The following is a 26,945-nucleotide window of genomic DNA, read 5'->3' on the forward strand; positions in this document are numbered from 1 at the left end:
GAGCCGTATTCTCACGTTTTTATGTTTTTAGAAAGAGGGGAAAGTGTAGTGGACTGTTTAGGTTGTAAATTAGCAAACGAAGAGGAAAAAATATATAAAGTATATGAAGATGATTATGTAACTTGCTTTTTAGATCATGCGCCTTTCTACCCAGGACATACTTTAATTGTGCCAAAGCAACATGTTGTAGAAGTAGAAGAATTAGATGACGTTGTAGCAAGATCAATTATGGATGCTTCTAAGCTGATTGCAAAAGCGATTAAGGCATTATATAAACCAGATGGAATTACAGTTTGTCAAAATGGTGGAGTATTTAACGAGTTAACACATTACCATATGCATGTCGTACCAAGATATAAAGAGCGTTCGTTTGCTGAGTTTTATACGGTGCAACCGGAGGAAAAGAAGAATCATAACTTTGAAGAGACAAAGAATTTGTTAAAAGAAGCGATAGAGCAAATACTGCATATTGAAAAGGTGTAAAAGAATTTTTCTTAGAGATACAGTCAGGAAAATTCTAATATTAAAAAGCCCAATTTCTCAGTTACAATAGAGAAATTGGGCTTTTGTTTATTCTATTATTAAATTTTATCTATAAAAAGATTTTGCAGTGTCACAAAGTACAGTGCTCATTCGTTATATAGAGTGAGAGGAGGAATTATATGAAAGTTACAAATAACGATTATGAAAAGATGGAAGAGCTATACGAGTTGTACGAACAAAAAATTTATTATGTAGCGTATTCTATTTTAAATAATATTCAACAGGCTGAAGATGCGGTTCAAGAGACGTTTATTACTCTTTATAAGAACTTGGAAAAGCTCCATAGCTTGAGCACTGAAGAGCTTAAACGCTATATTTTGAGGATCGCGAAAAACAAGGCGATTGATAGTTACCGGAAAAATAAACGAAATGAAACATTTTTAGAAGAATATGAAAGAGAATCAATAGAAGCAGTAGATGAAAATATTGAAGAGTGGGAAAAACGTAAAATGTCTGAGGTTCAAATTGATACATTGCTAAAAGAGTTAAATGAATCTAACAGACAGGTGTTTAAGTACAAAGTCTTCTATAACTTAACGTATCAAGAAATTTCAAGTGTAATGGGGATTACGGAGGCTAATGTCCGCAAGCAGTTTGAACGCGCTCGAAAACGAGTCCAAAATATGATAGGAGGTATACAACATGACGAATTCAAAGAACTCCAAAGAAATATATGAACTTGCTGAAAAAATTGCTTTAGATGATTTTGATAAATCCGAAGAACAACATGAATTTTCACATACATATACGCGCAAAAAGAAACTGTTTATGGAGGAAATGAAGCTGAAGGACGAGCGACCACAGAAAAAGAGTAAAAGACATCGTATGTTAATCGCTGCTGCCTGCTTATTGATTGGTATGCCGACAACCGTTTTTGGTGCAGTAAAAGTCTATAATATGATTGTTCAAAAACAAAATTATGAAGTAAATGTGTCGGTAACAAATAAGGACACGAAAAAGGCTGATAAGTGGTATAAGCTGAAAATTGATAAATTACCAGAAAATATGGAAGCAATTGATGACTCTGCTATGAAATATTCATTTAAAGATAACGACGCAAATGGAGGCTTTTCATTTAGTCTTTGGAGAGTAGGGGAAAATGCGGACTTTCAAACTTTATATTCAAAAAGCTACGAAGAAAAAGAGATAGGTGGCAAGAAAGCAGTAATTGTTCATAAAGAAACTGGAAACAACAATGTAATGTTTGATAGGAAGGTCTTTCTCTTTTTTGAGAAAGAAGGGATTATGTTAGAAAGTTTTATTGGATCAGATATAAATGAAGAACAAATGATAGATGTCTTAGGGAATATTTCACTTGAGCCCACGTCAAAAGAAAAGGCATCACATATATCAAATTATGATAAAAAGTATTTTAGCCAAGCAGATGAACCTAAAAAATCTAAAGTGATTCCTTTGAAAAAAGATAGCAAACGACTATTTCATATAGGGCAAAAGGTTCCAGTAACGATATCTATGGATAACAGCCAAATTGAATATGTGATAGAAAAAGTTGAAGTTTTTGATTCGATTAAAGATTTTAAACAAGAGAACTTTAATGAACTTGGCCTAGGGATATTAAGCAAGAAGAAGGCTTTAGATCAGACGGGAAAACTGCTATCGTACAGACGGGATGTATATAAATTAGGGAATGGTAAAGATTCAATTGATACATTAGTAGATTCGCAATTAGTTAATGTTAAATTTGTCTACTTGACAACAACAGTGAGAAATATTGGTAAACAGGCGACAGAAGAAATCTATATGCATCCATCCATAAAGCAGCTTAAATTTGAAGGGAATGCATGGAAATACGCTAAAGAAGAGGGAATGGATGCAACGCGTATTATGACGGGAGAAGTTGATTATTTAGAGCCTCACGGAGATGGGAAAAGCTTCTACAATATTGGCAGTATCCTACCTGGCCAAACGATGAAAGTTAATTTAGGTTATTTTGTGGATGAGGATAAACTAGATTCAATTTTCCTTGATGCTTTCCGTTACAGTGGTTTTAGTGGAACTGAGAATATGAATTCGAAAAATCGTTGGTGGTTTGACATTCGTCAATAATAAAACAATAGGAACAACGGGACGAAAAAAGCTGCTTATATTTAGCAGCTTTTTTCGTCTTCATACATATGTAAAACTTCTTTCGCACGCATAAGTAAACCATCTATCAATTCTTTCGGTTCTAAAATTCGTGCATCTTTTCCAAGTCTATAAAATAAAGGGGTAATAAAGTTGATTTCGCCTTTATCAATTGTTGAATGTATATATCCTGTCCCGTCTTCGTTTATTACCACGAATTCTTCAAGGTAAGGAACACTTTTACATTGGCGCACGCCTTCTGTCGTTAGTAAAACATGTAATTGGGTAGGAATGTGCACTACGTTAGAGCTAGAGGTAAACCATTCTTCTAAATTCATGAACGTACTTTCATTTTTTTCTGTTGATAATATAGAAAGAATACGATCAACACGATACAGTAATACTTTTTTTCTCCTGAAGTCATAGGATGGTAAGTACCATAGCCCATCATGAGCGTATACACCGATAGGATGAACATGTTTTGTTTTTATCCCCGATTTAGATTCGTATTGAAAGTGTAAATTTTTATTTTCAATAGCCGCACTTAACACTGCGTTTAATAGAGGTGTATCAATTGTTCTCTTCGGATTCCAAAAAGCGATATAAGAACGTATTTTATTAACTTTCACTTTCGCATCATGTTGTAGAGAGCTATACAGTTTATGCGTAACGGAATTGATTTCTGTGTTAAAAGGTAAGTCTCGATAGTAACTTAAAGATTGAAAAGCAAAAAAGATGGATACCGCTTCTTCTTCAGTAAATAAAATAGGGGGAATGACTTTATTCGTTAATACTTTATATCCTCCATTACGACCTTGTTCTGCATAAATAGGTAATCCCATATCACTTAAATCTAAAATGTATCTGTGGACAGTACGAACGGAAATATTAAATTCATCAGCTATTTCTTGAGCTGTAAATGCTTTTTTTGCAGAAGCAAATATAAGAATATCTAATAAGCGTTTAGCTTTTGACAAATGTATCACCTTTTTTCTTTTTAAACATGACATAAATTGTCGTGTTTTATTGTTAGTATATTGTTTACAGCATAATGTTATCAAGATGAGATGTAAGGAGGAAAAAATATGTCACGTGAAATAGTTTTATTTATAGCCGCTAGCTTGGATGGATATATTGCGAAAGAAGATGATGATTTACAGTGGTTAATGGAAACCGAAGGAGAGGGAGATAACGGTTATACAGAAATGTACGAAACGATTGATACAATAATTATGGGAAAAAGAACGTACGATTATGTAGTAGAGCATATGGAAACATTCCCGTATTTAGATAAAAAATGTTATGTTTTTTCTAACTCACAAAAAGGTTCAAATGAACACGTGGATTTTGTAAATGAAGAGGTAGTGGAGTTTACGAAAAGGTTGAAAGAGCAAGAAGGATCTAAAATATGGATGGTCGGTGGAGGGAGTCTACTGAGAGAGTTCTTTAAGAATAATTTAATTGATGAATATGTTGTTACAATTACACCGCATATATTAGGTTCTGGAGTTCCGTTATTTCAAGACAAGAATCCAGAAATTAATTTAACTTTAACGGATACGAAACGTTTTGGGCAATTTGTAAATTTATATTATAAAGTAAAATGATAAAGTGAAACTTTAATCAGTGGGGGTTTTGTTCATCTCCCACTGATTATTAGTTGAACCAATCGGGCTTTTACGGGCAGTTGATCCCCCACCTAACTTCTTTGCTTCCGCTGAATTTTGATGTAGGGGTCTTACTGCCCGTTAATGCGGGATAAAAAAACACGACTATTGATGATAGTCGTGTTTCTTTATGGATGGTAATGAAACTATAAAGCAAGACCCGTAATCGACTTCGCTCGTTACAGTAATATTTCCGCCGTGTAGTTCTACAATTTCCTTCACGATAGAGAGTCCTAAACCAGTTCCGCCTGTAGATCGTGATCTTGCTTTATCGACACGGTAAAAGCGGTCAAAAATGTGAGGGAGGTCTTCAGGTGGAATACCTTCGCCTTCATCTTCAATTGTAATGGAGATACGTTTATGTTCGTCTGTAATAGAAATGTTTATATGAGAATGTTCTTTTGAATGTCTATAAGCGTTATTTAAAATGTTCACTATCACTTGTTCGAATCGCTGTTCATCTAAGTTTACTAGCAATGTAGGAGAACAAGAGAAAGAAACTTTAATGTATCTTTCTTTATACATGGCGTTTACTTTTTCAGCTATGCGAGTAAGGAAGGTGTGTAAATGCACTTCCTTTACTTGAATAGAAAAGCTATGTTGTTCTATTTGTGCAAGTGAAAATAAATCTTGAACTAAGTTTGTAATGTAATCAGACTCGTCTTTTATAATTGATAAATATCGCAAACGTTGTTCAGGAGGGGTGCTTTCTTTTAAAGCAATGTCAGCATAACCTCGTACGTATGTTAACGGTGTTCGTAATTCGTGAGCAACACTTGCTAGAAATTCACTTCGCTCTGTTTTCATATAATGTAAATCATTTGCGAGCGTTTGAATAGATGATGCTAGTTCACCAATTTCATCATTTCGAGTAGTCGTTAATGAAACGGACAAATCGCCTTTACTCATTTTTTCAGTTGCATGTTTCATGTGTAACAATGGCTTTGTTAATAAACGTGATAATAGGAAAATTGTGATGACTGTGAGTAGAAACGTGATGGCACCAGCAATAATGAATTGTTTCGTTAATCCATTAACCAACTTTTCAATTGATTCTGTTCCAAGAAACATGTACACATAGCCTTCATGTTTTCCATCGACTACAATAGGGCTAACTGTACATATATAATTAGATGTTTTCCAATGATTTTCTATAATCGCTCCATTATGGTCTGTTCGAGTTTGCATTTTACTAATATGATCGTTTATAGTCGTGTTTATTTCGTTAGATTTAGCTAGTATTTCTTTATTTGTATTTGTAATAACGACAGTTGTTTCAGCTTCAGATTCCATTAGTGCTACGTGAGAGATTGTTTGCTTATCATAATATTTTTCAAGTACATCACGATGACTGTTTCCACGTTTTAATAAAGCAGTCATTTCTTCATTTACTCTAGTGTTTACGAGACTATAATAGAGCAATACAAATAGAACACTTTCAATTAAAAGTGTGACAATTAAAAAATAAAATCCGAATTGAATAGAGATTCGTTTCATCACTTTGCTCCTTAATGTTCGGTATCAATCCATCGATAACCTACTCCATACACGGTTTTTAAATGATGATCAATAGGGAAATTTGCTTTTCGCAATTTATCACGCAAATTACGAATATGTGAATCGACTGTGCGATCTTCTGTATTTGTGTTTAATCCCCAAATTCGTTCAATGAGCTGATCACGGCTTAATACATAATTCACATGGCGTAAAAATAACCCGAGTAAAGAGAATTCGATCGGTGTGAGAAGAAGTTCTTCATTATGTACAGAAGCGAAGTGTTTTGTTTCATCCCATACAATACCGTGATATTGGATTTGTTTATGTTCATTTGTACGTCTTAAAACGGCTTCAATTCTTGCGAAAAGTTCTTCTTCATGGAAAGGTTTCGTTACGTAATCATCCGCTCCGAGTTTTAATCCTTGGATGACATCTACTGTTTGATCACGAGCGGTAACCATAATAATAGGAACGTTACTAAATGAACGGATTCTTTTGCACGTTTCCCATCCGTCCATCTTTGGCATCATAATATCGAGTAAAACAAATTTAAAGTTTCGATTTTCTATATGTAAAATAGCTTCTTCTCCGGAAGTCGCACATACGCAGTTATATCCAATTGGAGTAAGATAAAGCGTTAATAATTCAAGCATTCTCGGTTCATCGTCTACGAGCAGTATATCAATCATAGAGAGCCCTCCATATTTATAATCGTTACTTAAAGTGTAATGCAAAATCATGAAGAAATGGTGCAGATTATGATGTGTCTGCATAATTTCTTCAGAATTGCTTGTTATTGTGGAGTTGAAATTACATTTTAGGTAATCATATTGGCTCAAAAATGATTAATACGGAGGCGGTATAGTGAAAAAAATGACCCGAATTTTTGGGATAACAATAATTACAGCAGTTGGTCTTGCTGCATGTGGGCAAACGAATACAGACCATAAAAATCATGAATCTACAAAAGAGAAGAAAACAGAGCAAAAGGAAATGAAAATGAATCAGGAAGTAACCGCGCCAAAAGAAATGAACGAAGGGGCATCGAATGATTTATTAACGACAAGTCTAAAAAATGTAACGAGGTTAAATACAAATGACCCCCTAAAAATGGCAGTGTTAACTTCGCAAACGATATGGCCAGCAACCCATAAAGAGAACCAGCCAGGTGCTGTTATTTTAGTACCAGCAAGCGAGTGGCAATTAGGTATTGCGAGTGCAGACCTTATTCATCATCCGAATAACGGGCCGATTTTATTTATAGAAAAAGAAAAGATACCGGAAATGACGTTAAAAGAAATAAAACGATTAAATCCAATCGGAACGAAAGATGGAACACAAATTATGGTGATGGGAGATGTAGGTACTAGCGCGCTTGAACAATTGAAAGGTTATAAAGTAAAACAAATAAAAGAAACGGACCCAGCTATATTTGCGAAGGATGTTGATAAGGAGTATGCCGATATAACAGGAAGCTACCCAAATAGTGTTATTATCGGTTCGTCTGCAGAAGAAGGACGTTTATATACAACACCCGCTGTAAATTGGATTTCTCATATGCCGGAACCACTACTCTATACAGAAAAGAATAAAGTGCCAGAAGCGACAATAGAGGCATTAAAAATGAGAAAAGATAAAGCAAATATATATGTATTAGGGCCAGAAAAAATTGTTTCAAAAGAAGTAGAAAAAGAGTTAAGCAAATACGGGAAAGTAACGCGTATTAGTGGAGAGACCCCTACAGAAAACTCGATTGCGTTCGCTAAATTTAAAGATGAAAAAACAAAATTTGGCTGGGGATTCACAAAACCTGGTCACGGTTTATCATTTGTTTCAAGCAAAACACCAGATTTAGCAGTTGCTGGAGCACCTTTTTCACATATGGGTAAACACGCACCTGTTGTCTTGTTAGAAGAAGGGAAAGCTTCACAACCAGTGTATGACTTCCTTGCTACTATTCAGCCGAAGTTTAAAGATGATCCAACACTTGGACCATATAATCATGGCTTCTTATTAGGAAGTACGAGTGATATTTCATTTGAAACACAAGGAATACTAGATGAGAGGTTAGAAATTGTTCAGGAAAGTGGTCAAGGACACGGTGGACATTAATAAAGTGAGTAAAGGCGCTGCTAAGGTAGCGTCTTTTTCTTTAGGAAACTTTTACATAGCAAAAAATCTTCTACTCGTTATATAATAGCTTTCGTGCAGTCGGCTAGATTTTCTTATGGAGAAAATCAAATTATAAAGGAGTAGAGGAGTGGTATTTTGTTTCAAACGATAAAAAATGACTGGTTTTCTAATGTGAGAGGGGACGTGTTATCAGGAATTGTCGTTGCTTTAGCATTAATCCCTGAAGCGATAGCCTTCTCTGTTATTGCAGGCGTGGATCCGACAGTTGGACTATACGCAGCCTTTTGTATTGCGGTTACCATTTCATTTGTTGGCGGAAGAACTGGAATGATTTCAGCTGCAACAGGTGCAATGGCATTATTAATGGTAACGCTTGTTAAAGATCATGGTTTGCAATATTTATTTGCTACAACAATATTAACAGGTATCGTCCAAATTATTTTTGGCGTGTTCAAACTGAGCTCATTTATGAAGTTTGTTCCGAAATCTGTTATGAGTGGTTTTTTAAATTCACTTGGAATTTTAGTTTTTACAGCGCAATTACCGCATTTTAAAAATGCAACTTGGCAAATGTATGCACTCGTTGTATTAGGACTTGCAATTATATATTTATTTCCACGTATTACAACGGCTGTACCTTCTACGCTTATTTCAATTATTATTGTGACGAGTATTGCACTTATGAGCGGATTACAGTTGAAAACAGTAGGGGATATGGGAAGCCTACCGAAAGAATTACCGTTCTTTAGTATTCCTGATGTGCCATTTACATTAGAAACATTAGGGATTATTTTACCTTATGCAGTTATGCTTGCAATCATTGGTTTACTAGAGTCTTTATTAACAGCTTCAGTTTTAGATGATATGACGCATACAGAAAGTAATAAGCATAAAGAGGCACGCGGACAAGGGATCGCAAACATCGTTGCTGGATTTTTCGGAGGAATGGCAGGATGTGCAATGATCGGTCAATCTGTTATTAATATTAAATCAGGTGGACGAGGTCGCCTATCAACATTTGTAGCGGGCGGATTTTTAATCGTATTACTATTCGTTTTAGGGAATTATGTCGTTCATATTCCGATGGCAGCTTTAGTTGCGGTTATGATTATGGTTTCAATCGGAACGTTTGATTGGAACTCTGTAACAACGATTCATAAAGTACCAAAAGGAAACGCATTTGTTATGATTGTAACAGTTGTGATTGTCTTAATTACACATAATTTAGCATTAGGTGTAATTATCGGAACAGTAATTAGTGCGGTGTTATTTGCATTCAATATGGCAAAGATTCACGTGAAACATTTATATATTGAAAATAAGAAAATATACGAAATTCACGGTCAACTTTTCTTTGCATCTACAGCCGATTTCATAAATAATTTTTCATTTAATGAAGATGTAAAAGAAATTGAAATGAATTTTACTCATGCGCACGTATGGGATGATTCAGCAGTGGCATCAATTGATAAAGTTATCATGAAGTATGAGCAAAGTGGTGTGAAAGTAAGTATAACAGGATTAAATGAACGTAGCTCAAAACTTGTTGCAAATTTGGCTACTTATAATAAAAGAATTGCTAGTTAAAAGCCTCCTTTTTAGGGGGCTTTATTATATAATACGAGTAGGATAACGAAAAGGGGATTCAGCATATGTACAAACAAATTATATTAGCATGTGACGGTTCTGAACATGCACTTCGAGCAGCGGAACATGCAACATATATTGCGAAATGTAGCGAAGAAACAAATGTTGAAGTTGTGTACGTAGTAGATAATAGAACGGCAAAATCAGATATTATACAAGGTCAAACAGACTTAGAAACAATATCAGCTAGTCGAAAAGATAAATTAAAAGAGATTGAAGGTCTATTAAAGAAAGAGAACATTTCTTATACAATTACGATATTACATGGTGATCCTGGAGATACAATTGTTCAATATGTAAATACAGGAGATATAGATCTTGTTATCGCTGGAAGCAGAGGGCTAAATACACTGCAAGAAATGGTGCTTGGTAGTGTCAGTCATAAAATAGCAAAACGAGTGAAATGTCCGGTGATGATTATAAAATAAAATAGAATGTAATGAAGACCTTAGTATAACTGAGGTCTTTTTTATGTATAAATAACTCTTATTTGTGGAAATACTAGATATATAAGTTGAAAAGATGTTAACTTACAAATTTGTAAGTTAGTTGTTAGAGAAATCGATGTTATGAAATTTTTCCCATTGGTAAAATAAAAGTATCACAGGGGAGATAGGGAGGATGGAAGCAATGAAATCATTTCAAAATTTGTCATATAGTCAAGGGGTAAGCTTAATTTGTCTAGGGGGATTTGCTGCATCTGTTACGTTAGCTGTTTTAATAAAGGTGTTTCATCAAATTTTTTAATATTAGAGTAGGGAAGGAATTGGTTGTTATCATTAGTAGGAACAGCAATGAAAATAAAAAATAGCTCTTAGCATGTATGTAGATGCTAAGAGCTATTTTTATGATTTTTATATGTTATTTAAGCTTGTTTTGATTTTACTGACCCTGTATTTAAAGTAAGGGCAAGGAAGAACATTGCAAGTATGCAAGATGCAAGTAATAAGATGAATCCGCCATCCCACCCGAATGCATCTACGATAAAGCCCATAGCGGCACTAGCGAAAGCAGCTCCGCCTAAGTAACCGAAGAATCCAGTTAAGCCTGCTGCAGTTCCAGCAGCTTTCTTTGGTGCTAAGTCAAGAGCGTGTAGACCAATTAACATAACCGGTCCGTAAATTAAAAATCCAATTGCGACAAGAGCGATACTATCAACCATTGGATTACCAGGAGGATTTAACCAGTAAACAAGAACTGCGATAAATACACCAATCATAAATAAAATACCAGCAGGTGCACGACGTCCTTTAAATAGTTTATCACTCATCCATCCGCAAAGAAGTGTACCTGGAATACCAGCCCATTCATATAGAGCGTAAGCAGTACGTGAGCTACTATGAGTAAAGCTTTTTTCTTCTACTAAATAAGTAGGAGCCCAGTCTACAACGCCGTAACGTACGAAATACACGAAAACGTTCGCAATAGCGATGTACCATAAAAATTTATTGTTTAGTACGTATTTAAATAAAATTTCCTTTGCCGAAAGTTCGCGTTCGCGATCTTTTATTTTCTCATCCGGTGGATATTCTCCAGTATGCTCTTCAATAGAAGGTAGTCCACAAGATTGAGGTGTATCTTTCATTGTAATTAGTACATAAATACCAACTAAAATTGAAAGAATACCTGGGAAGTAAAAAATACTATGCCAGTCATTTGCAAAGAAGTATAAGCCTAATGTTACAAGAGAAGGCATCAGCGCGCCGCCGACATTATGAGCGACGTTCCAAATAGACATTTTTGTACCACGTTCGCTAATAGAGAACCAGTGAACCATCGTACGACCACAAGGAGGCCATCCCATGCCTTGTACCCATCCATTTAAAAACTGAAGTACAAACATAAGTATAATGCTCGTTGTAATGAAAGAAAATGAGCCGAAAATAATATTAATGATACCTGATAAAAATAGCCCAGCTGCTAAAAAGTAGCGAGGATTACAACGGTCGGATACGATACCCATAAGAAATTTACTTAATCCGTAAGCGATAGATACTGCTGAAAGGATAACCCCAAGTTCCCCTTTACTAAATCCTTGCTCGATTAAGTATGGCATTGCTAGTGAAAAGTTTTTTCGAACAAAGTAGTAACCTGCATAACCAATGAAGATACCTAAGAATACTTGTAAACGTAATTTACGGTATTCGCTATCAACGCGATCAGCTGGTAAGCGTTCCGCGTGGGGCGCAGGTTTAAATAATTGTGTGAAAAACATAAAATGAAAATCCTCCCCTAATTAATTCGAAGCGTTTTAAGACAGAGAATATAAAAAGGCCATGAAATATAAAAAAGTTTCCTTTTTTATGATTCATAGCCGTGTACTCCGTTTCTCCGTGACTGTCAATATTAACTTCGTCGAAAATTATACAACTTTGTGACAAAAATGTAAACGTTTTTATGAATAAAAGTATTGACGGATTTTGTTCGTGGGATTAATATTTAAATACGTTAAATATTTTATTGTTTAAATAAGAGGTGGATAACATGCCAAATGATATGACGCATATCGATAAAATTCAAGCTCTAGCCTTTTCGATTGGAAAGAAAATGCAGACGGAGTTATTAGAACAAATGCAAGCAACAGGACTTACACCACCGCAGTTTTATATTTTAAAGATTCTAGATCATTATGGGGCTTCAAGAGCGACAACATTAGCAAAAAAGATGTACGTGAAGCCTAGCGCAATTACAGTGATGATTGATCGTCTAATCGATCAAGAACTTGTAGAACGCTATCACGACAAAGATGACCGTCGTGTTGTCATCATCGAGTTAACGAAAAAGGGGAAATCTAGAGTAGAAGAGGCAATGACAGCTCGCAACGAGCATATTGCAAAATACTTTTCACATTTAGAGTTGCAAGAAAGAGAAGATTTATTACGTCTCTTTGAGAAGTTAGAAACCATTATTTGCGGGACACAAGAGAAAAAAGAGAATAACTAAGAGGAATTGAGGAGATTACATGGAACAACAAGAAAATCAAAATAGAAAGTTGTTGTTAATCGGTTTAGTAATCGCGATGCTATTTGCTGCATTAGATGGAACAATTGTTGGTACAGCAATGCCACGTATCGTCGGTGACCTAGGCGGATTAAGTTTAATGACATGGTTAACAACAGCATATATGTTAACATCAACGACAGTTGTACCAATTGCAGGTAAGTTAGCGGATTTACTTGGTCGTCGTAACGTATATATAACAGGGCTAGTTATTTTCATGATTGGTTCGGCGTTATGTGGTATGGCAAATGGTATGACAGAATTAATTATTTTCCGTGGTATTCAAGGTCTTGGTGGCGGTATTATGATGCCAATGGCTATGATTATTATTGGAGATATGTTCACGGGAAAAGAACGTGCGAAATGGCAAGGTATTTTTGGTGCGTTATACGGTCTTGCTTCTGTAATTGGACCACAAGTTGGTGGGTGGATTGTAGATGCAGTGAACTGGAGATGGGTATTCTACATTAACTTACCGGTTGGTATTTTAGCAACAATCTTTATTGCAATGGGATTAAAATCACATAAACAAACAGGACCAATTAAAATTGATATCGCTGGAATCTTTACGATGATTCTAGGTGTTGTAAGTTTATTACTTGCGCTAACGTTTGGCGGAAAAGATTATGCATGGGACTCTTGGCAAATTATCGGTTTATTTGCACTAGCTGTAATTGGTATCGTTAGCTTTGTTATTGTTGAAACGAAAGCTGAAGAGCCGATTTTACCAATGCATTTCTTTAAAAATCGCACATTTACAATACTGAATGCGATTGGATTCTTTATGAGTATTGGAATGTTCGGCGCGATTATGTTCGTACCATTCTTCATGCAAGGTATTGTAGGAGTAAGTGCTGCTGAATCAGGAACAATTATGACTCCAATGATGATTACAATGATTGTAATGAGTATTATCGGTGGGCAACTTGTATTAAAAGTTGGTGTAAAACCACAAATTATCGCAGGTATGCTTATTATGGCGGGTGGTTTCTGGTTATTAACAACGATGGATATGCACACAACGAAGCTTACAGCTACTTCTTATATGATGGTTATCGGTTTAGGAATGGGTCTTGTAATGCCGACATTAACATTAGCGTTACAAGAAAGCTTCCCGAAAAAAGACCTTGGTGTCGTAACGTCATCAAGTCAGTTCTTCCGTCAAATTGGTGGAACATTTGGTATTACAATTTTAGGATCAATTATGAATAACACTTCAGGTACAACGTTAACAAATAAATTAGTACCTGTATTAGATACATTCCCGAAAGAAGCGGGACAAATGGTAACGAAATTTAAAGATATGATTCACACAGATCCACAAGGTTTATATTCGATGCTATTTAGCCCAGAGGCATTAAAACAAATGCCAGAAGCGTTCGCTAACAGCATTGTACCTATTTTGAAAAACTCTTTAGTAGACTCGCTTCATACTGTATTCTTAACAGGATTAGTATTTATCGTAGTAGGTGCCATCTTTACGATTTTCTTACAAAAAATTAAATTATCAGATCGTAAAAAAGATGCTAAAGAGCCTGCTGTAGAAGAAAAAGAAAAAACTGTATCATACTCGTAATGAAGAAGCATCGCCTTATGGCGGTGCTTTTTTGAGTATAACCTTAAAAGCTTTTTAGTGAGAAATGATTGACGTATTTTTAGAAATACGTTATATTATTTTCTGTAAACGGTTACATGAAATGAGGAGAAAAGAGAATGAGTACGATTAAAGACGTTGCGAAATTAGCGGGAGTATCTGTTGCGACCGTTTCCAGAGTTTTAAATAAAAATGGATATGTTCACGAAGATACATTAAAAAAGGTAGAGCGTGCAATTGAGATGTTAGATTATAAGCCTAGTACAGTAGCGCGTTCACTGTATAATAAAAAGTCTCGTTTAATTGGCTTAGTTGTTCCAAATATCGTGAATCCGTTCTTTCCAGAAGTTGCACGTGCCGTAGAAGATGTAGCACATAAACAAGGTTACACAGTTGTCCTTTGTAACTCTGATGAAAGTTTAGAAAAAGAGAAACAATACATTGATGTACTTAGACAAAATAATGTAGATGGATTTATTGTAGCAACGAATCCACAAAATAGTGTTAATTACATGAATTTATCTGTCCCGGTTGTTGCGATTGACCGTATGTTTAATGAGCGTATTCCTACTGTATATGCAGATAACTATGCAGGAAGTCAGGCTGCGACAAAGTTGTTACTAGATAAAGGATGTAAACATATTGCACATATTCGCGGTCCACGTGATGTGAGTACTGCAAATGAACGTTTTGAAGGTTTTGTAGACGTTATTACGCAAAATAATCTTTCGTATATGATTGCAGAGAGTACGTTTGATCCAGCAAATAGTGAGCGTGTAGCGATGGAATTATTAGAAGAATACCCGCATATTGATGGTATTGTTGCTGGGAATGATTTAATTGCGATTGGTATTGTAAAGGCTGTACTTCAAAAGGGGATTGCCATTCCAGATGATTTACAAATTATTGGATTTGATGGAATTTCTTTAACAGAAATGATGTATCCATCTATTACAACAGTTGCACAACCGATATATGAAATGGGGAAAATTGCAACAGAGTTGTTGTTAGAGCAAATGGAAGGAAATACATTAGAAGAGAAACACTATCGTTTGCCGATTGAAATTATAGAACGAAATACAACGAAGTAAGGAGATGAAACAGATGCCAAATATTGCAGTAGTAGGAAGCATTTCAATGGACTTAGTGGCTGTTTCAAAAAAACGGCCGAAAGCAGGAGAAACAGTAATTGGTGAAGCGTTTCATACAATCCCAGGAGGGAAAGGGGCAAACCAAGCAGTTGCTGCAGCTAGGTTAGGAGCAAATGTAGCGATGGTTGGAGCGGTAGGAAATGATGATTATGGAACAGTAGTTAGAAAAAATTTAGAGAACGAACGCATTTTTATCGATTGTGTGGTACCGGTTACAGATAGAACGACAGGAATTGCTCATATCGTTTTAGCAGAAGAAGATAACAGTATTGTTGTCGTACAAGGGGCAAATGCTCTTGTAAATAAGTCAGTTGTAGATCGCTCCAAAGACCTTCTTGTAAAAGCGGATATGGTTGTTCTTCAACTAGAAATTCCACTTGAAACAGTAAAATATGTATTGGCTATTTGTGAGGAACATAATATTCCTGTTATGTTGAATCCAGCGCCAGCACAAGTTTTATCAGAAGAAATTTTAGAAAAAGCAACTTATATTACGCCAAATGAACATGAGTGCCGCATTGTATTAGATGATTTTACATCACCAATTGAAGATTTATTGGCGAAGTATCCAAATAAATTATTGATGACAGAAGGTTCTAACGGTGTTCGTTTCCATAATGGCACAGAGATTGTACATGTTCCTAGCATTGCTGTTGATGTAGTGGATACAACTGGAGCTGGTGATACATTTAATGGTGCGTTAGCAGTTGCACTTTCTGAAGGAGAGACACTTCAAAAAGCAATTCGTTTCGCGAATATTGCCGGTGGTCTTTCTGTAACGAAACTTGGAGCACAGGGCGGTATGCCAACGAGAGATCGAGTACGTGAAGTGCAGGTGATTGTTGGATGAAAAAGCATGGTGTATTAAACAGTGAAATCGCGGCAGTCCTTGCTTCACTTGGGCATACAGATACGGTTGTAATTGCTGATTGCGGGTTACCGATTCCGGATGGAGTAAAACGAATTGATTTAGCTGTTGAGATTGGAAAACCGAGTTTTTTAGAGGTGTTACAAGTTGTAGCTGATGATATGGCAATCGAAAAAGTGACGTTAGCAGAAGAAGTCATTATAAATAATGCGGAAGTAAATAAAGAGATCGAGCAAAAATTAATAGAGCCAGCATTTGAGTATGTATCTCATGAACAATTTAAAGAGCATACAAAGAAAGCGAAGGCGATTATTCGTACAGGCGAGGCTACGCCTTATGCAAATGTAATTTTACATGCAGGCGTGATTTTTTAATAAAGGGAAGTGATGGGAATGCATATTGAAATGAAAAACATTTCAAAGGCGTTCAATGGCAATCCTGTTTTGAAGAATGCACAGTTTATGATTGAAACAGGAGAAGTCCATGCATTGATGGGGGAAAATGGAGCGGGTAAATCAACGCTCATGAAGATTTTAACAGGTGTATACAAAAAAGATGATGGGACAATCACGATTGATGGGCAAGAGCGCACCTTTAAAAATGCGAAAGAAGCTGAAGAGTACGGCATCGCATTTATACATCAAGAACTAAACATATTGCCGAATTTAACAGTAGCTGAAAATATGTTTCTTGGTAAAGAGTTAATGTATGGGAAAACAGGTATTTTACGCACTCGACAAATGAACGCGATTGCGCAGCAGCAACTAGCAGAGCTAGGATTGCATGTAAGAGGTGCTATGTTAGCAGAGGAACTATCGGTTGGACAACAGCAAATTATCGAAATTGCGAAAGCGTTAATGACAAACGCGAGCGTTATTATTATGGATGAACCTACTGCGGCACTGACGGATCGTGAAATCGAAACGCTCTTTATAGTAATCAATAAGTTACGTAAAGAAGGTGTTTCATTCGTGTACATTTCGCATCGTATGGAAGAGATTTTCTCGATATGTGATGCCATTACGATTTTGCGTGATGGAGAATACGTTGGAAAGAGATTAATTCCAGAAACATCATTTGATGAAGTAGTGAGTATGATGGTGGGGCGCAGCATTGGTGAACGTTACCCAGAGCGAAATAGTCAAATTGGTGATGTCATTTTTGAAATGCGTAACGGAACGAAGAAAGGGAAATTTGAAAATGTTTCGTTTCAAGTAAGGAAAGGTGAAATCCTTGGTGTAGCTGGTTTAATGGGAGCTGGTCGCACTGATATTATGAAAGCGATATTTGGTTATGAACCTTTAGATTCTGGACAAATTTTTATAAATGGACAAGAAGTAAAGATTGATAGTCCGATAGATGCAATTAGACAAAGAATTGCTTTCATTACAGAAGATAGAAAGTCTGAAGGATTAGTGTTAGATTTTTCAATTCGAGAAAATTTAGTTTTACCGAATTTAGAAAGTCTTTCAAAGGGAAGTGTTCTAAGCAACGAGCTAGAACAACAGTTTACAGAGGATATGATGAAGCTTCTTAATGTGAAAGCATCTAGCGGAGAGCAGGCAGTGAAATCTCTTTCTGGTGGAAATCAGCAAAAGATTGTAATCGCAAAATGGCTAGGCATTCATCCGCAATTACTCATTTTAGATGAGCCAACAAGAGGTGTCGATGTTGGAGCGAAAAAAGAAATTTACTCTATCATGAATAAGCTTACTGAGCAAGGCGATGCCGTTATTATGGTATCATCTGAGCTTCCGGAAGTTTTAGGAATGAGTGATCGAGTTCTTGTTATTCATGAAGGAAAAGTCGGCGGCATTTTAGGGAAAGATGAGGCATCACAAGAGTCTATTATGGCACTAGCTACAGGGGGAGAGTAAGGATGGCTAAGAAGGGGAATGTATTACAACAACTCGGTTCTTTAATCGGTTTAGTATTAATTATCGTCGTAATTACAGTTTTAAATCCAGCGTTCATTGAAATTCCAAATTTATTTAATATACTGCGTCAAGTATCGATTAATGCGCTTATTGCATTCGGAATGACCTTCGTAATTTTAACAGGGGGTATTGACTTATCGGTAGGTTCTATTTTAGCATTATCAAGTGCACTTGTTGCTGGAATGATGGCAAGTGGCATGGATCCGTTCCTTGCAATGGCAGTTGGACTATTAGCAGGTCTTGTAATGGGGGTTGTAAACGGTATCATCATTGCGAAAGGAAAAGTAGCTCCATTTATTGCAACTTTAGCAACAATGACTATTTTTCGTGGGTTGACGCTTGTTTATATGGACGGACGTCCGATCACTGGTCTTGGTGATCATTTAATGTTCCAAATGTTTGGCCGCGGTTATTTTCTTGGTATTCCGGTACCAGCTGTTACAATGATGATCGCTTTCGCAGTACTGTACTTCATTTTGAAGAAAACGACATTTGGCCGTCGTACATTTGCAATTGGTGGAAATGAAGAAGCAGCAGCACTATCAGGTATTAATGTTACGAGAATTAAAGTAATGATTTACGGTCTTTCCGGAATTTTGGCAGCGCTTGCAGGTATTGTCTTAACATCACGACTAGATTCTGCACAGCCGACTGCAGGTACTTCTTACGAATTAGATGCAATTGCAGCAGTTGTATTAGGTGGAACAAGTCTTTCTGGGGGAAGAGGATGGATTGTTGGTACATTCATCGGTGTACTAATTATCGGTGTACTAAATAACGGTTTAAATTTATTAGGTGTATCTTCTTTCTTCCAACAAGTTGTAAAAGGACTTGTAATCTTACTAGCTGTATTAATTGATCGCCGAAAAGAAGCGTAATGGAGGGACAGTTCATGAAGAAATGGTTACTTATACTCGTTGCATGTATTATGGTCATTACTGCTGGTTGTTCAATGGAACCACCAGAATGGGCAAAGGATTCTAGCGATAAAGGTCGAAATAAAACTATTAAAGTTGGATTCTCTGTTTCAACTTTAAATAATCCCTTCTTTGTAACTTTGAAAAAGGGTGCAGAAAAGAAAGCGAAAGATAGCGGCATCGAATTGATTGCTGTTGATGCGCAAAATGATGCAGCGAAGCAAACGAACGATGTTGAAGATTTAATTCAAAAGGGTGTCGATGTAGTTGTTATTAATCCGACCGATTCAGATGCTGTTGCTTCAGCGGTAAGTGCGGCAAATGCAGCAAATGTTCCTGTTATTACAGTAGACCGCGTTGCGAATTCAGGTAAGGTTGTTTCTCACATTGCATCTAATAATATCGAAGGTGGTCAAATGGCTAGTGATTACATTCGTGAATTAGTCGGCGAAGGAGCAAACGTTGCTGAGTTAGAAGGAATCCCTGGATCGTCTGCTGCTCGTGAACGTGGGAAAGGATTCCATAACGTAGCCGATAAGTCTTTAAAAGTAGTTGCCAAACAAGCGGCTGATTTTGATAGAGCGAAAGGATTATCTGTTATGGAAAACATTTTGCAAGCAAATAGCGATATTAAAGCCGTGTTTGCGCATAACGACGAGATGGCATTAGGTGCACTTGAAGCATTGAAGTCTGCTGGAAAAACAGATGTAGTCGTTGTTGGATTTGATGCAACTGAAGATGCTGTGAAAGCGGTTAACGATGGGCGTATGGCTGCAACAGTCGCTCAAAAACCGGAATTAATCGGAGAGAAGGCGATGCAAACAGCAAAAGAGATAACACAAGGTAAAAAAGTGGACAAATCTATTCCGATTGAATTAGAGCTTATTAAGAAAAATAAATAAATATAAAATGAAAATTAGGAAGGAAGAATAACAAATGAAATTCTTTATTGATACAGCAAACATTAACGAAATTAAAGAGGCAAATGCATTAGGCGTAGTAGCTGGAGTAACGACAAACCCATCACTTGTAGCAAAAGAAGGCGTAGATTTCCATGAGCGTATTCGTGAAATTTGCAGCTTTATAGAAGGACCTGTAAGTGCAGAAGTAATTAGCTTAGAAGCTGATAAAATGATTGAAGAAGGAAAAGAATTAGCGAAGATTGCTCCAAACGTTGTTGTAAAAGTTCCAATGACAACAGAAGGTTTAAAAGCAGTAAAAGCGTTCTCTGATTTAGGAATTCGTACAAACGTTACATTAGTATTCTCAGCAGTTCAAGCATTACTTGCAGCTCGCGCTGGTGCAACATATGTTTCACCATTCTTAGGTCGTTTAGATGATATCGGTCATAACGGTATGGATTTAATTCGTCAAATCGCAGAAATCTTTGCAATTCATGGCATCGAAACAGAAATCATTGCAGCATCTGTACGTCACAGCGTTCACGTAACTGATGCAGCATTAAACGGTTCACATATTGCAACAATCCCAGCAAACGTAATTGCTTCATTAGTGAAGCACCCATTAACAGATCAAGGAATTGAGAAATTCTTAGCTGATTGGGAAAAAACACAAGAGAAATAATAGAAAATCAAGAATCCTAGTTTAATTGACTAGGATTCTTTTTTATTTAAAAGAATTTTCATGCAATTTTGCATATTGTCTTTTAAATTTGTTATATAAGATATTTAATATATATCACATAACTCTTTATTTTTCATATTTCGATATAAAGTGAAACTTTAATCAGTGGGGGCTTTGTTCATCAGCACACTGATTATTAGTTGAACCAAGGGATAAACAGATAGAGGGTCTGACCAGAAAACTGGAGGGCATGATTCTATAACAGAAAGTTCAATGTTTATAGAATTATGTCTTTTTATATAGGGAGGGTAGTAAACAGAGATTTCGACAAAAACGCACCGATTTATCTGAATTTTAAGTTTTATAAAAGGAGAGAAATGGAATGAGAAGAAAAGCCCCATTTAAAGTGTTGTCATCATTAGCAATTGCAGCAATTATCGGATGCACATCTGTAATGAGTGCGCCGTTAGCATATGCAGAAACGCCAGCAAAAGAGAAAGAGAATGTGTCTACAACGCCAATTGATTACAATTTAATTCAAGAAGATCGTTTAGCGGAAGCTTTGAAAGAAAGAGGAACAATTAATCCAGCATCTTCTAAAGAAGAGACGAAAAAGGCTGTCGAGCAATATATTGAAAAGAAACAAGGAGATCAGGCGAACAAAGAAATTCTTCCAGATGCTCCCTCACAAGAAACGTCTGATTTCACAAAAAAAGTAAAAGAGAAAAAGATGGAAGAAAAGGAAAATGTAAAAAAGACTGAAAAAAATATTAATCTTGAGCAAAAGCCAGAACCAAATAAAAAGCAATTGAATGGGCAAGTTCCAACTTCAAAAGCAAAGCAAGCTCCATATAAAGGATCTGTTCGATCAGATAAAGTATTAGTGCTACTCGTTGAATTTAGTGATTATAAACATAATAATATTGATCAAACACCAGGTTATATGTATTCGAAAGACTTTAGTAGAGAACATTATCAAAAGATGTTGTTTGGTAAGGAGCCTTATACATTATTTGATGGTTCAAAAGTAAAAACATTTAAACAATACTATGAAGAGCAGTCTGGTGGTAGTTATACGACAGACGGATATGTAACGGAGTGGCTAACAGTTCCAGGAAAAGCATCTGATTATGGAGCTGATGGTAGCAGTGGTCACGATAATAAAGGTCCGAAAGGTGCACGTGATTTAGTGAAAGAAGCTTTGCATGCAGCTGCTGAGAAAGGACTAGATTTATCTCAGTTTGATCAGTTTGATAGATATGATACAAACGGGGATGGGAATCAAAACGAACCTGACGGTGTAATTGATCATTTAATGGTAATCCATGCTGGTGTTGGTCAAGAAGCTGGTGGCGGTAAATTAGGTGATGATGCGATCTGGTCACATCGTTCAAAATTAGCAGTAGATCCAGTAGCGATTGAAGGTACAAAATCAAAGGTAGATTACTTTGGTGGAAAAGTAGCAGCACATGATTACACAATTGAACCAGAAGATGGAGCTGTAGGTGTGTTTGCGCATGAATTTGGACATGATCTTGGATTACCAGATGAATATGACACGAAATATACTGGAAATGGTTCACCTGTCGAAGCTTGGTCATTAATGAGTGGAGGTAGTTGGACAGGAAAAATCGCAGGAACGGAGCCGACAAGTTTTTCACCACAAAATAAAGACTTCTTACAAAAGAATATGGGTGGCAACTGGGCAAAAATATTAGAAGTAGATTACGATAAAATTAAGAGTGGTGTGGGAGTTCCTACATATATTGATCAAAGTGTTACGAAATCAAATCGTCCAGGCGTTGTACGTGTTAACTTACCAGGTAAAAGTGTTGAAACGATTAAACCGGCGTTTGGAAAGCATGCATATTATAGTACAAGAGGCGATGATATGCATACAACGTTAGAGACACCATTCTTTGACTTAACAAAAGGAACAAATACAAAATTCGATTATAAAGCAAATTATGAGTTAGAAGCAGAGTGCGATTTCGTCGAAGTACATGCAGTAACAGAAGATGGAACGAAAACATTAATTGATAGACTTGGAGAAAAAGTAGTCCAAGGAGATAAAGATACAACAGATGGGAAATGGATTGATAAATCATATGATTTAAGTCAATTTAAAGGCAAAAAAGTGAAACTACAATTCGACTATATTACAGATCCGGCTGTAACATATAAAGGTTTTGCGATGGACGATGTAAATGTAACTGTTGATGGACAAGTTGTATTTTCTGATGATGCAGAAGGACAGTCTAAAATGAATTTAAATGGTTTTGTTGTTTCTGATGGGACAGAGAAGAAAGCTCATTATTACTACTTAGAATGGAGAAACTATGCGGGATCAGATAATGGATTAAAAGCAGGAAAAGGTCCAGTGTATAATACAGGTCTTGTCGTTTGGTATGCAGATGATAGCTTTAAAGATAACTGGGTTGGGGTGCATCCAGGTGAAGGATTCCTTGGGGTTGTAGATTCTCATCCAGAAGCACTTGTTGGTAATCTGAACGGGAAACCAGCGTACGGTAATACGGGCATGCAAATTGCAGACGCTGCATTTTCATTTGATAAAACACCAGCATGGAGTGTAAATTCATTAACACGTGGCCAGTTTAACTATTCTGGATTACAAGGTGTTACAACTTTTGATGATTCAAAAGTATATAGTAACAAGCAAATTGTAGATGCAGGAAGAAAAGTTCCAAACCTTGGACTTAAATTCCAAGTTGTTGGACAGGCAGAAGATAAATCGGCAGGCGCTGTTTGGATTAAACGTTAATAACATAAAAGCACATTCTTCATATGAAGAGTGTGCTTTTTAATTTGTACAGTAAGTTATTATTTTAGTTTATGTAATACAAATGTTTATTCATGTGTAGTGTATCAAATTATGTGGAGAAAGGAAATATTTCCGAGGAAATTGTCGAAGTATCGTCGTTATTTATAAACTTTCTTTTTAAAAGAAGTAATGTATTATTGCCTTTACGGCTCAATTTATTTACATTGTTATTTGGTTATACACAAAAGTAATATATTGGGCAAAAAAGAGTTCTATTCAATATGGCTCTTTTTATAGATAGAAAGGAGTAAGCGATAAATGAAAGAAGTTATTGGATGTCCACAGTGTGAAGGGGATATTACTGTACAACATATTATTGATCTCCCACATCCTTTTTCATTAAGGTGTCCACATTGTAAGGTGAAGTTGAAAGAAATAAGGGTAACGTCATGTTTAATATTAGCGATGATTTGTATAATTCCATTGTTTATTATTATTGGAGAGAGTATTAAGGAATTACTAGTAAAATATTTTTCTATTGTAGACAATGTACCAACTGTACTTATTTTCTTTTTATTTTGTTATCCATTGTATTATTTCTATGAAAAATATAATGCTATATTGTTTATTAAATATGGTTTGCTGAAAGTTAAAAGTTGAATTGAATAGGAGATTATCATTATGCTTTGGAAAATATATTTAGTTATTGTAGCAATGTTAGCTATTATTTCGTTAGTAAGGGGTATGTTTCAAACACCAATTCAAAAGTTTGACTTTGTAGTATCTATTATTACGTGGATAGGGCTCTTTGGTTTTGTATTTGATATACAAATATTAACCTCGATTGTTTGGAAATGTATCTTCTTGTTTAGCGTCATTTGGACTTTAACTGCAGTTTTTGTTTTTCGTTTATATGAAGAGCGAGATGAGCCATTACCTTTTATATTTAAATTAATTGGAATTATTCCAACGCTTCCATTATATTACGGATTATATCAATATGCATTTTAAAAAAGACAACGATGGATTATCCCATCATTGTCTTTTTTACTTTGCTTCTTACATAAATCATCCCAGCAAATGTTAATAAAAATGCTGTCCCGATAATGAAGCTGATGCTAGGTGATGCTCCGATTGCGCCGACTGTAAAGGAGCCAGCAACAACTCCTAATGAGAAGAAGGCATAAAATAATCCGAATGCCTTTCCGCGATTATCGTCTGTAGTATTTTCAACGAGTAAAGCGTTAATAGACGGAAAGAGGATTGCGAATCCAATTCCATAAATCATCATTACAATAAAGAGCATACCTTTTGTAGCAAATAATCCGAGTAAAGATAATGCGAATGCCATAACTGCAATTCCGATTAGCATTAGTTTCGAACGATTAAATCGATCGTAAATACGATTTGTTGGAAGCAAGAAGAAGAGGATAGCAGTAATACCAAATACACTTAACATCATGCCTGTTGTAGATGCTTTAAGCGCTAATGCCTCAACTTTTACTGGTAACATATAAGTGACAATTCCTTGTGAAAACATTAATGTGAAAGCACCAATATATGCTTGTAATAACGGTTCTGATTTTAACAGTTCAATCATATCTTCTTTGTTCATCATTTGCGTTCTTGATGTATCTTTTCTTGATACGTTATTTGGTAAGAAGAATAGAGATACGATTGTACCAAGAGCCATTAAAATAGAAATAGTAATGAAGACCCATTCTACGCCAGCTGTTGCTTTCATAATACCGCTGAAAGCAGGTCCTACGATTGCCGCTGTTCCAACAGCAGCACCAGATAGAGCCATTGCTTTTCCTTGTCTTTTTGCATTTGTTTGTTTTGATAAAAATGTAAAGGCAGCAGGAATTAAAAAGCCATCACTAAATCCATGCATAAAGCGCACAACTAATAGTTGTTCACCACTTTGAACAACGGTGTATAACAAGACTATGAAACTCGTAATTCCCATGCTTATATAAAGGATTTTTTTTGCACCAAATTTATCGACAGCGGCTCCAGCAATAATATTACCAATCATATTAGCGAATGAGTACATACCGACAACTAGCCCGATAATAAGAGGAGTTCCTCCAAGGCTTTGAGCGAAAGTACTCATAATAGGTAATTGTGAAAATGTATCTAAAAATGCCACGATAACGATAAAGTAAATAAAATATTTCAAGCGATATTCACCTCTCCAATGCTATTATGGCACAATGCTAATTTCACCTGCAATGAAATTGAATTAACAGATGTGGAAAAAAGTACAAAGTGACAAAATATTGAACGTTATTTGTAAAAAATTAGTAGGGATGTGATTGTTTTTTTGAAATATATGGATAGAAGTATTATAATAGATTTGTAAACTTCACCAGGTTAAGTATATACATAGAGAGGGATGTATAAAATGAAAGCACTACTTTGGCATAATCAACGTGATGTACGAGTAGAAGAAGTACCAGAACCAACAGTAAAACCAGGAACAGTGAAAATCAAAGTTAAATGGTGTGGTATTTGTGGGACAGACTTGCATGAATATTTAGCAGGGCCTATTTTTATTCCAACAGAAGAACATCCATTAACACATGTGAAAGCACCTGTTATTTTAGGTCATGAGTTTAGTGGTGAGGTAATAGAGATTGGTGAAGGAGTTACATCTCATAAAGTGGGAGACCGTGTTGTTGTAGAACCAATTTATTCTTGTGGTAAATGTGAAGCTTGTAAACATGGACATTACAATGTTTGTGAACAACTTGTTTTCCACGGTCTTGGCGGAGAAGGCGGCGGTTTCTCTGAATATACAGTAGTACCAGAAGATATGGTTCATCACATTCCAGATGAAATGACGTATGAACAAGGTGCGCTTGTAGAACCAGCAGCAGTAGCAGTTCATGCAGTACGTCAAAGTAAATTAAAAGAAGGGGAAGCTGTAGCAGTATTTGGTTGCGGTCCAATTGGACTTCTTGTTATCCAAGCAGCTAAAGCAGCAGGAGCAACTCCTGTTATTGCAGTTGAGCTTTCTAAAGAACGTCAAGAGTTAGCGAAATTAGCAGGTGCAGATTATGTATTAAATCCAGCAACTCAAGATGTGCTAGCTGAAATTCGTAACTTAACAAATGGTTTAGGTGTAAATGTTAGCTTTGAAGTAACAGGTGTTGAAGTTGTATTACGCCAAGCGATTGAAAGTACAAGCTTCGAAGGACAAACTGTAATTGTTAGTGTATGGGAAAAAGACGCAACAATTACTCCGAATAATTTAGTATTAAAAGAAAAAGAAGTTATTGGTATTTTAGGATACCGTCACATCTTCCCAGCTGTTATTAAATTAATTAGCTCTGGTCAAATTCAAGCAGAGAAATTAATTACGAAAAAAATTACAGTGGATCAAGTTGTTGAAGAAGGATTTGAAGCACTTGTAAAAGATAAAACACAAGTGAAAATTCTTGTTTCACCTAAATAAGATAGAATCGAAAAGAGTAGCCCTTTTCTAGAAATAGAAGAGGGCTACTTTTTTTCTATACTGAAAGGTGATAGACTTTC

The 26,945-nt window shown here is 35.9% G+C and carries 26 protein-coding genes; 21 read left to right on the plus strand and 5 right to left on the minus strand.

Going from position 1 to position 26,945, the window contains the following annotated elements:
* The first annotated feature begins 48 nt into the window (after nt 1-48).
* The 3 genes from MR160_RS07840 (at nt 49) to MR160_RS07850 (ending at nt 2,610) form a co-directional block, all read left to right on the plus strand.
* Nucleotides 49-483, plus strand: coding sequence for an HIT family protein (locus MR160_RS07840; protein WP_000340518.1), 435 nt, complete (start codon nt 49-51; stop codon nt 481-483).
* Nucleotides 484-662: 179 nt separating this feature from the next.
* The gene (locus MR160_RS07845; protein WP_242297196.1) at nt 663-1,220 is read left to right on the plus strand and encodes an RNA polymerase sigma factor; all 558 of its coding nucleotides are present in this window, start codon (nt 663-665) and stop codon (nt 1,218-1,220) included.
* Complete coding sequence (locus MR160_RS07850; protein WP_000185125.1) at nt 1,186-2,610, plus strand: DUF4367 domain-containing protein; 1,425 nt, start codon at nt 1,186-1,188, stop codon at nt 2,608-2,610. Before MR160_RS07845 ends, MR160_RS07850 begins: the two co-directional genes overlap by 35 nt.
* A 41-nt stretch (nt 2,611-2,651) precedes the next feature.
* On the opposite strand, the gene MR160_RS07855 is transcribed toward MR160_RS07850, so the two are convergent.
* On the minus strand, nt 2,652-3,638 hold the full coding sequence (locus MR160_RS07855) for a helix-turn-helix transcriptional regulator (RefSeq protein WP_114365429.1): 987 nt from the start codon (nt 3,636-3,638) through the stop codon (nt 2,652-2,654).
* 75 nt (nt 3,639-3,713) lie between these two features.
* Between MR160_RS07855 and MR160_RS07860 the strand changes: the two genes are divergently transcribed.
* Complete coding sequence (locus MR160_RS07860; RefSeq protein WP_000085772.1) at nt 3,714-4,235, plus strand: dihydrofolate reductase family protein; 522 nt, start codon at nt 3,714-3,716, stop codon at nt 4,233-4,235.
* 165 nt (nt 4,236-4,400) lie between these two features.
* On the opposite strand, the gene MR160_RS07865 is transcribed toward MR160_RS07860, so the two are convergent.
* Together MR160_RS07865 and MR160_RS07870 are read right to left on the minus strand one after the other, a co-directional pair.
* Entirely contained in the window at nt 4,401-5,792 is a 1,392-nt protein-coding gene (locus MR160_RS07865; protein ID WP_000822549.1) for a sensor histidine kinase, read from the minus strand.
* Between the two features lie 11 nt (nt 5,793-5,803).
* Nucleotides 5,804-6,481, minus strand: a complete 678-nt coding sequence (locus tag MR160_RS07870; protein ID WP_000565487.1) for a response regulator transcription factor — start codon at nt 6,479-6,481, stop codon at nt 5,804-5,806.
* Nucleotides 6,482-6,656: 175 nt separating this feature from the next.
* Between MR160_RS07870 and MR160_RS07875 the strand changes: the two genes are divergently transcribed.
* The 4 genes from MR160_RS07875 to MR160_RS07890 all read left to right on the plus strand — a co-directional run bounded on the left by MR160_RS07875 (nt 6,657) and on the right by MR160_RS07890 (nt 10,319).
* Complete coding sequence (locus tag MR160_RS07875) at nt 6,657-7,904, plus strand: hypothetical protein (protein WP_000738865.1); 1,248 nt, start codon at nt 6,657-6,659, stop codon at nt 7,902-7,904.
* Nucleotides 7,905-8,060: 156 nt separating this feature from the next.
* Complete coding sequence (locus MR160_RS07880) at nt 8,061-9,512, plus strand: SulP family inorganic anion transporter (protein WP_000487912.1); 1,452 nt, start codon at nt 8,061-8,063, stop codon at nt 9,510-9,512.
* A gap of 65 nt (nt 9,513-9,577) precedes the next feature.
* On the plus strand, nt 9,578-10,000 hold the full coding sequence (locus MR160_RS07885; RefSeq protein WP_000277998.1) for a universal stress protein: 423 nt from the start codon (nt 9,578-9,580) through the stop codon (nt 9,998-10,000).
* A 202-nt stretch (nt 10,001-10,202) separates the two neighbouring features.
* Nucleotides 10,203-10,319: a DUF4027 family protein gene (locus MR160_RS07890; RefSeq protein ID WP_000834733.1), complete on the plus strand. Its 117-nt coding sequence runs from the start codon at nt 10,203-10,205 to the stop codon at nt 10,317-10,319.
* A 118-nt stretch (nt 10,320-10,437) separates the two neighbouring features.
* Here the strand turns inward: MR160_RS07890 and glpT are convergent, their stop codons facing one another.
* Entirely contained in the window at nt 10,438-11,787 is a 1,350-nt protein-coding gene (gene glpT, locus MR160_RS07895; protein ID WP_000466386.1) for a glycerol-3-phosphate transporter, read from the minus strand.
* A 269-nt stretch (nt 11,788-12,056) separates the two neighbouring features.
* Here glpT and MR160_RS07900 point away from each other — a divergent pair, with 269 nt between their 5' ends.
* The 12 genes from MR160_RS07900 to MR160_RS07955 all read left to right on the plus strand — a co-directional run bounded on the left by MR160_RS07900 (nt 12,057) and on the right by MR160_RS07955 (nt 24,416).
* Nucleotides 12,057-12,515 carry a MarR family winged helix-turn-helix transcriptional regulator gene (locus tag MR160_RS07900; RefSeq protein ID WP_001132366.1) on the plus strand — a complete coding sequence of 153 codons (459 nt, stop codon included), beginning with the start codon at nt 12,057-12,059 and terminating at the stop codon, nt 12,513-12,515.
* A 19-nt stretch (nt 12,516-12,534) separates the two neighbouring features.
* Nucleotides 12,535-14,148 carry an MDR family MFS transporter gene (locus tag MR160_RS07905; protein WP_000437648.1) on the plus strand — a complete coding sequence of 538 codons (1,614 nt, stop codon included), beginning with the start codon at nt 12,535-12,537 and terminating at the stop codon, nt 14,146-14,148.
* Between the two features lie 137 nt (nt 14,149-14,285).
* A complete protein-coding gene (rbsR, locus tag MR160_RS07910) occupies nt 14,286-15,257 on the plus strand; it encodes a ribose operon transcriptional repressor RbsR (protein ID WP_242297198.1) in 972 nt (323 codons plus the stop codon).
* Between the two features lie 13 nt (nt 15,258-15,270).
* Nucleotides 15,271-16,167, plus strand: a complete 897-nt coding sequence (gene rbsK / locus MR160_RS07915; protein ID WP_242297200.1) for a ribokinase — start codon at nt 15,271-15,273, stop codon at nt 16,165-16,167.
* Nucleotides 16,164-16,559: a D-ribose pyranase gene (rbsD, locus tag MR160_RS07920; RefSeq protein WP_000716151.1), complete on the plus strand. Its 396-nt coding sequence runs from the start codon at nt 16,164-16,166 to the stop codon at nt 16,557-16,559. Before rbsK ends, rbsD begins: the two co-directional genes overlap by 4 nt.
* An 18-nt stretch (nt 16,560-16,577) precedes the next feature.
* Nucleotides 16,578-18,062, plus strand: a complete 1,485-nt coding sequence (gene rbsA / locus MR160_RS07925; protein WP_242297202.1) for a ribose ABC transporter ATP-binding protein RbsA — start codon at nt 16,578-16,580, stop codon at nt 18,060-18,062.
* Nucleotides 18,063-18,064: 2 nt separating this feature from the next.
* Entirely contained in the window at nt 18,065-19,000 is a 936-nt protein-coding gene (locus tag MR160_RS07930) for an ABC transporter permease subunit (protein ID WP_001074650.1), read from the plus strand.
* Between the two features lie 14 nt (nt 19,001-19,014).
* Nucleotides 19,015-19,941, plus strand: coding sequence for a ribose ABC transporter substrate-binding protein RbsB (gene rbsB / locus MR160_RS07935; protein ID WP_000758976.1), 927 nt, complete (start codon nt 19,015-19,017; stop codon nt 19,939-19,941).
* A gap of 34 nt (nt 19,942-19,975) precedes the next feature.
* Nucleotides 19,976-20,623: a fructose-6-phosphate aldolase gene (gene fsa / locus MR160_RS07940; RefSeq protein ID WP_000667667.1), complete on the plus strand. Its 648-nt coding sequence runs from the start codon at nt 19,976-19,978 to the stop codon at nt 20,621-20,623.
* Nucleotides 20,624-21,005: 382 nt separating this feature from the next.
* Nucleotides 21,006-23,405 carry a M6 family metalloprotease immune inhibitor InhA2 gene (inhA2, locus tag MR160_RS07945; protein WP_097891592.1) on the plus strand — a complete coding sequence of 800 codons (2,400 nt, stop codon included), beginning with the start codon at nt 21,006-21,008 and terminating at the stop codon, nt 23,403-23,405.
* Nucleotides 23,406-23,723: 318 nt separating this feature from the next.
* A complete protein-coding gene (locus MR160_RS07950; RefSeq protein ID WP_000665762.1) occupies nt 23,724-24,065 on the plus strand; it encodes a hypothetical protein in 342 nt (113 codons plus the stop codon).
* 21 nt (nt 24,066-24,086) lie between these two features.
* On the plus strand, nt 24,087-24,416 hold the full coding sequence (locus MR160_RS07955; protein ID WP_000964465.1) for a hypothetical protein: 330 nt from the start codon (nt 24,087-24,089) through the stop codon (nt 24,414-24,416).
* Nucleotides 24,417-24,432: 16 nt separating this feature from the next.
* Here MR160_RS07955 and MR160_RS07960 read toward each other — a convergent pair whose 3' ends face one another.
* On the minus strand, nt 24,433-25,587 hold the full coding sequence (locus tag MR160_RS07960; RefSeq protein ID WP_000873268.1) for an MFS transporter: 1,155 nt from the start codon (nt 25,585-25,587) through the stop codon (nt 24,433-24,435).
* Between the two features lie 225 nt (nt 25,588-25,812).
* Here MR160_RS07960 and bdhA point away from each other — a divergent pair, with 225 nt between their 5' ends.
* Nucleotides 25,813-26,865: a (R,R)-butanediol dehydrogenase gene (gene bdhA, locus MR160_RS07965; protein ID WP_000645827.1), complete on the plus strand. Its 1,053-nt coding sequence runs from the start codon at nt 25,813-25,815 to the stop codon at nt 26,863-26,865.
* The last annotated feature ends 80 nt before the right edge of the window (nt 26,866-26,945 follow it).

Source organism: Bacillus cereus group sp. BfR-BA-01382 (assembly GCF_022663475.1).
Taxonomy (GTDB): domain Bacteria; phylum Bacillota; class Bacilli; order Bacillales; family Bacillaceae_G; genus Bacillus_A; species Bacillus_A thuringiensis_S.

Excerpts from the sequence above, each read along its gene's own strand:
- bdhA (WP_000645827.1), top strand. The coding sequence starts at position 25,813 with ATGAAAGCACTACTTTGGCATAATCAACGTGATGTACGAGTAGAAGAA.
- fsa (WP_000667667.1), top strand. The coding sequence starts at position 19,976 with ATGAAATTCTTTATTGATACAGCAAACATTAACGAAATTAAAGAGGCA.
- MR160_RS07930 (WP_001074650.1), top strand. The coding sequence starts at position 18,065 with ATGGCTAAGAAGGGGAATGTATTACAACAACTCGGTTCTTTAATCGGT.
- MR160_RS07900 (WP_001132366.1), top strand. The coding sequence starts at position 12,057 with ATGCCAAATGATATGACGCATATCGATAAAATTCAAGCTCTAGCCTTT.
- MR160_RS07885 (WP_000277998.1), top strand. The coding sequence starts at position 9,578 with ATGTACAAACAAATTATATTAGCATGTGACGGTTCTGAACATGCACTT.
- MR160_RS07905 (WP_000437648.1), top strand. The coding sequence starts at position 12,535 with ATGGAACAACAAGAAAATCAAAATAGAAAGTTGTTGTTAATCGGTTTA.
- MR160_RS07855 (WP_114365429.1), bottom strand. The coding sequence starts at position 3,638 with ATGTCATGTTTAAAAAGAAAAAAGGTGATACATTTGTCAAAAGCTAAA.
- glpT (WP_000466386.1), bottom strand. The coding sequence starts at position 11,787 with ATGTTTTTCACACAATTATTTAAACCTGCGCCCCACGCGGAACGCTTA.
- rbsK (WP_242297200.1), top strand. The coding sequence starts at position 15,271 with ATGCCAAATATTGCAGTAGTAGGAAGCATTTCAATGGACTTAGTGGCT.
- MR160_RS07865 (WP_000822549.1), bottom strand. The coding sequence starts at position 5,792 with ATGAAACGAATCTCTATTCAATTCGGATTTTATTTTTTAATTGTCACA.
- MR160_RS07890 (WP_000834733.1), top strand. The coding sequence starts at position 10,203 with ATGAAATCATTTCAAAATTTGTCATATAGTCAAGGGGTAAGCTTAATT.
- MR160_RS07955 (WP_000964465.1), top strand. The coding sequence starts at position 24,087 with ATGCTTTGGAAAATATATTTAGTTATTGTAGCAATGTTAGCTATTATT.
- MR160_RS07860 (WP_000085772.1), top strand. The coding sequence starts at position 3,714 with ATGTCACGTGAAATAGTTTTATTTATAGCCGCTAGCTTGGATGGATAT.
- rbsB (WP_000758976.1), top strand. The coding sequence starts at position 19,015 with ATGAAGAAATGGTTACTTATACTCGTTGCATGTATTATGGTCATTACT.
- MR160_RS07850 (WP_000185125.1), top strand. The coding sequence starts at position 1,186 with ATGACGAATTCAAAGAACTCCAAAGAAATATATGAACTTGCTGAAAAA.
- MR160_RS07950 (WP_000665762.1), top strand. The coding sequence starts at position 23,724 with ATGAAAGAAGTTATTGGATGTCCACAGTGTGAAGGGGATATTACTGTA.
- MR160_RS07870 (WP_000565487.1), bottom strand. The coding sequence starts at position 6,481 with ATGATTGATATACTGCTCGTAGACGATGAACCGAGAATGCTTGAATTA.
- MR160_RS07845 (WP_242297196.1), top strand. The coding sequence starts at position 663 with ATGAAAGTTACAAATAACGATTATGAAAAGATGGAAGAGCTATACGAG.
- inhA2 (WP_097891592.1), top strand. The coding sequence starts at position 21,006 with ATGAGAAGAAAAGCCCCATTTAAAGTGTTGTCATCATTAGCAATTGCA.
- rbsD (WP_000716151.1), top strand. The coding sequence starts at position 16,164 with ATGAAAAAGCATGGTGTATTAAACAGTGAAATCGCGGCAGTCCTTGCT.
- rbsR (WP_242297198.1), top strand. The coding sequence starts at position 14,286 with ATGAGTACGATTAAAGACGTTGCGAAATTAGCGGGAGTATCTGTTGCG.
- rbsA (WP_242297202.1), top strand. The coding sequence starts at position 16,578 with ATGCATATTGAAATGAAAAACATTTCAAAGGCGTTCAATGGCAATCCT.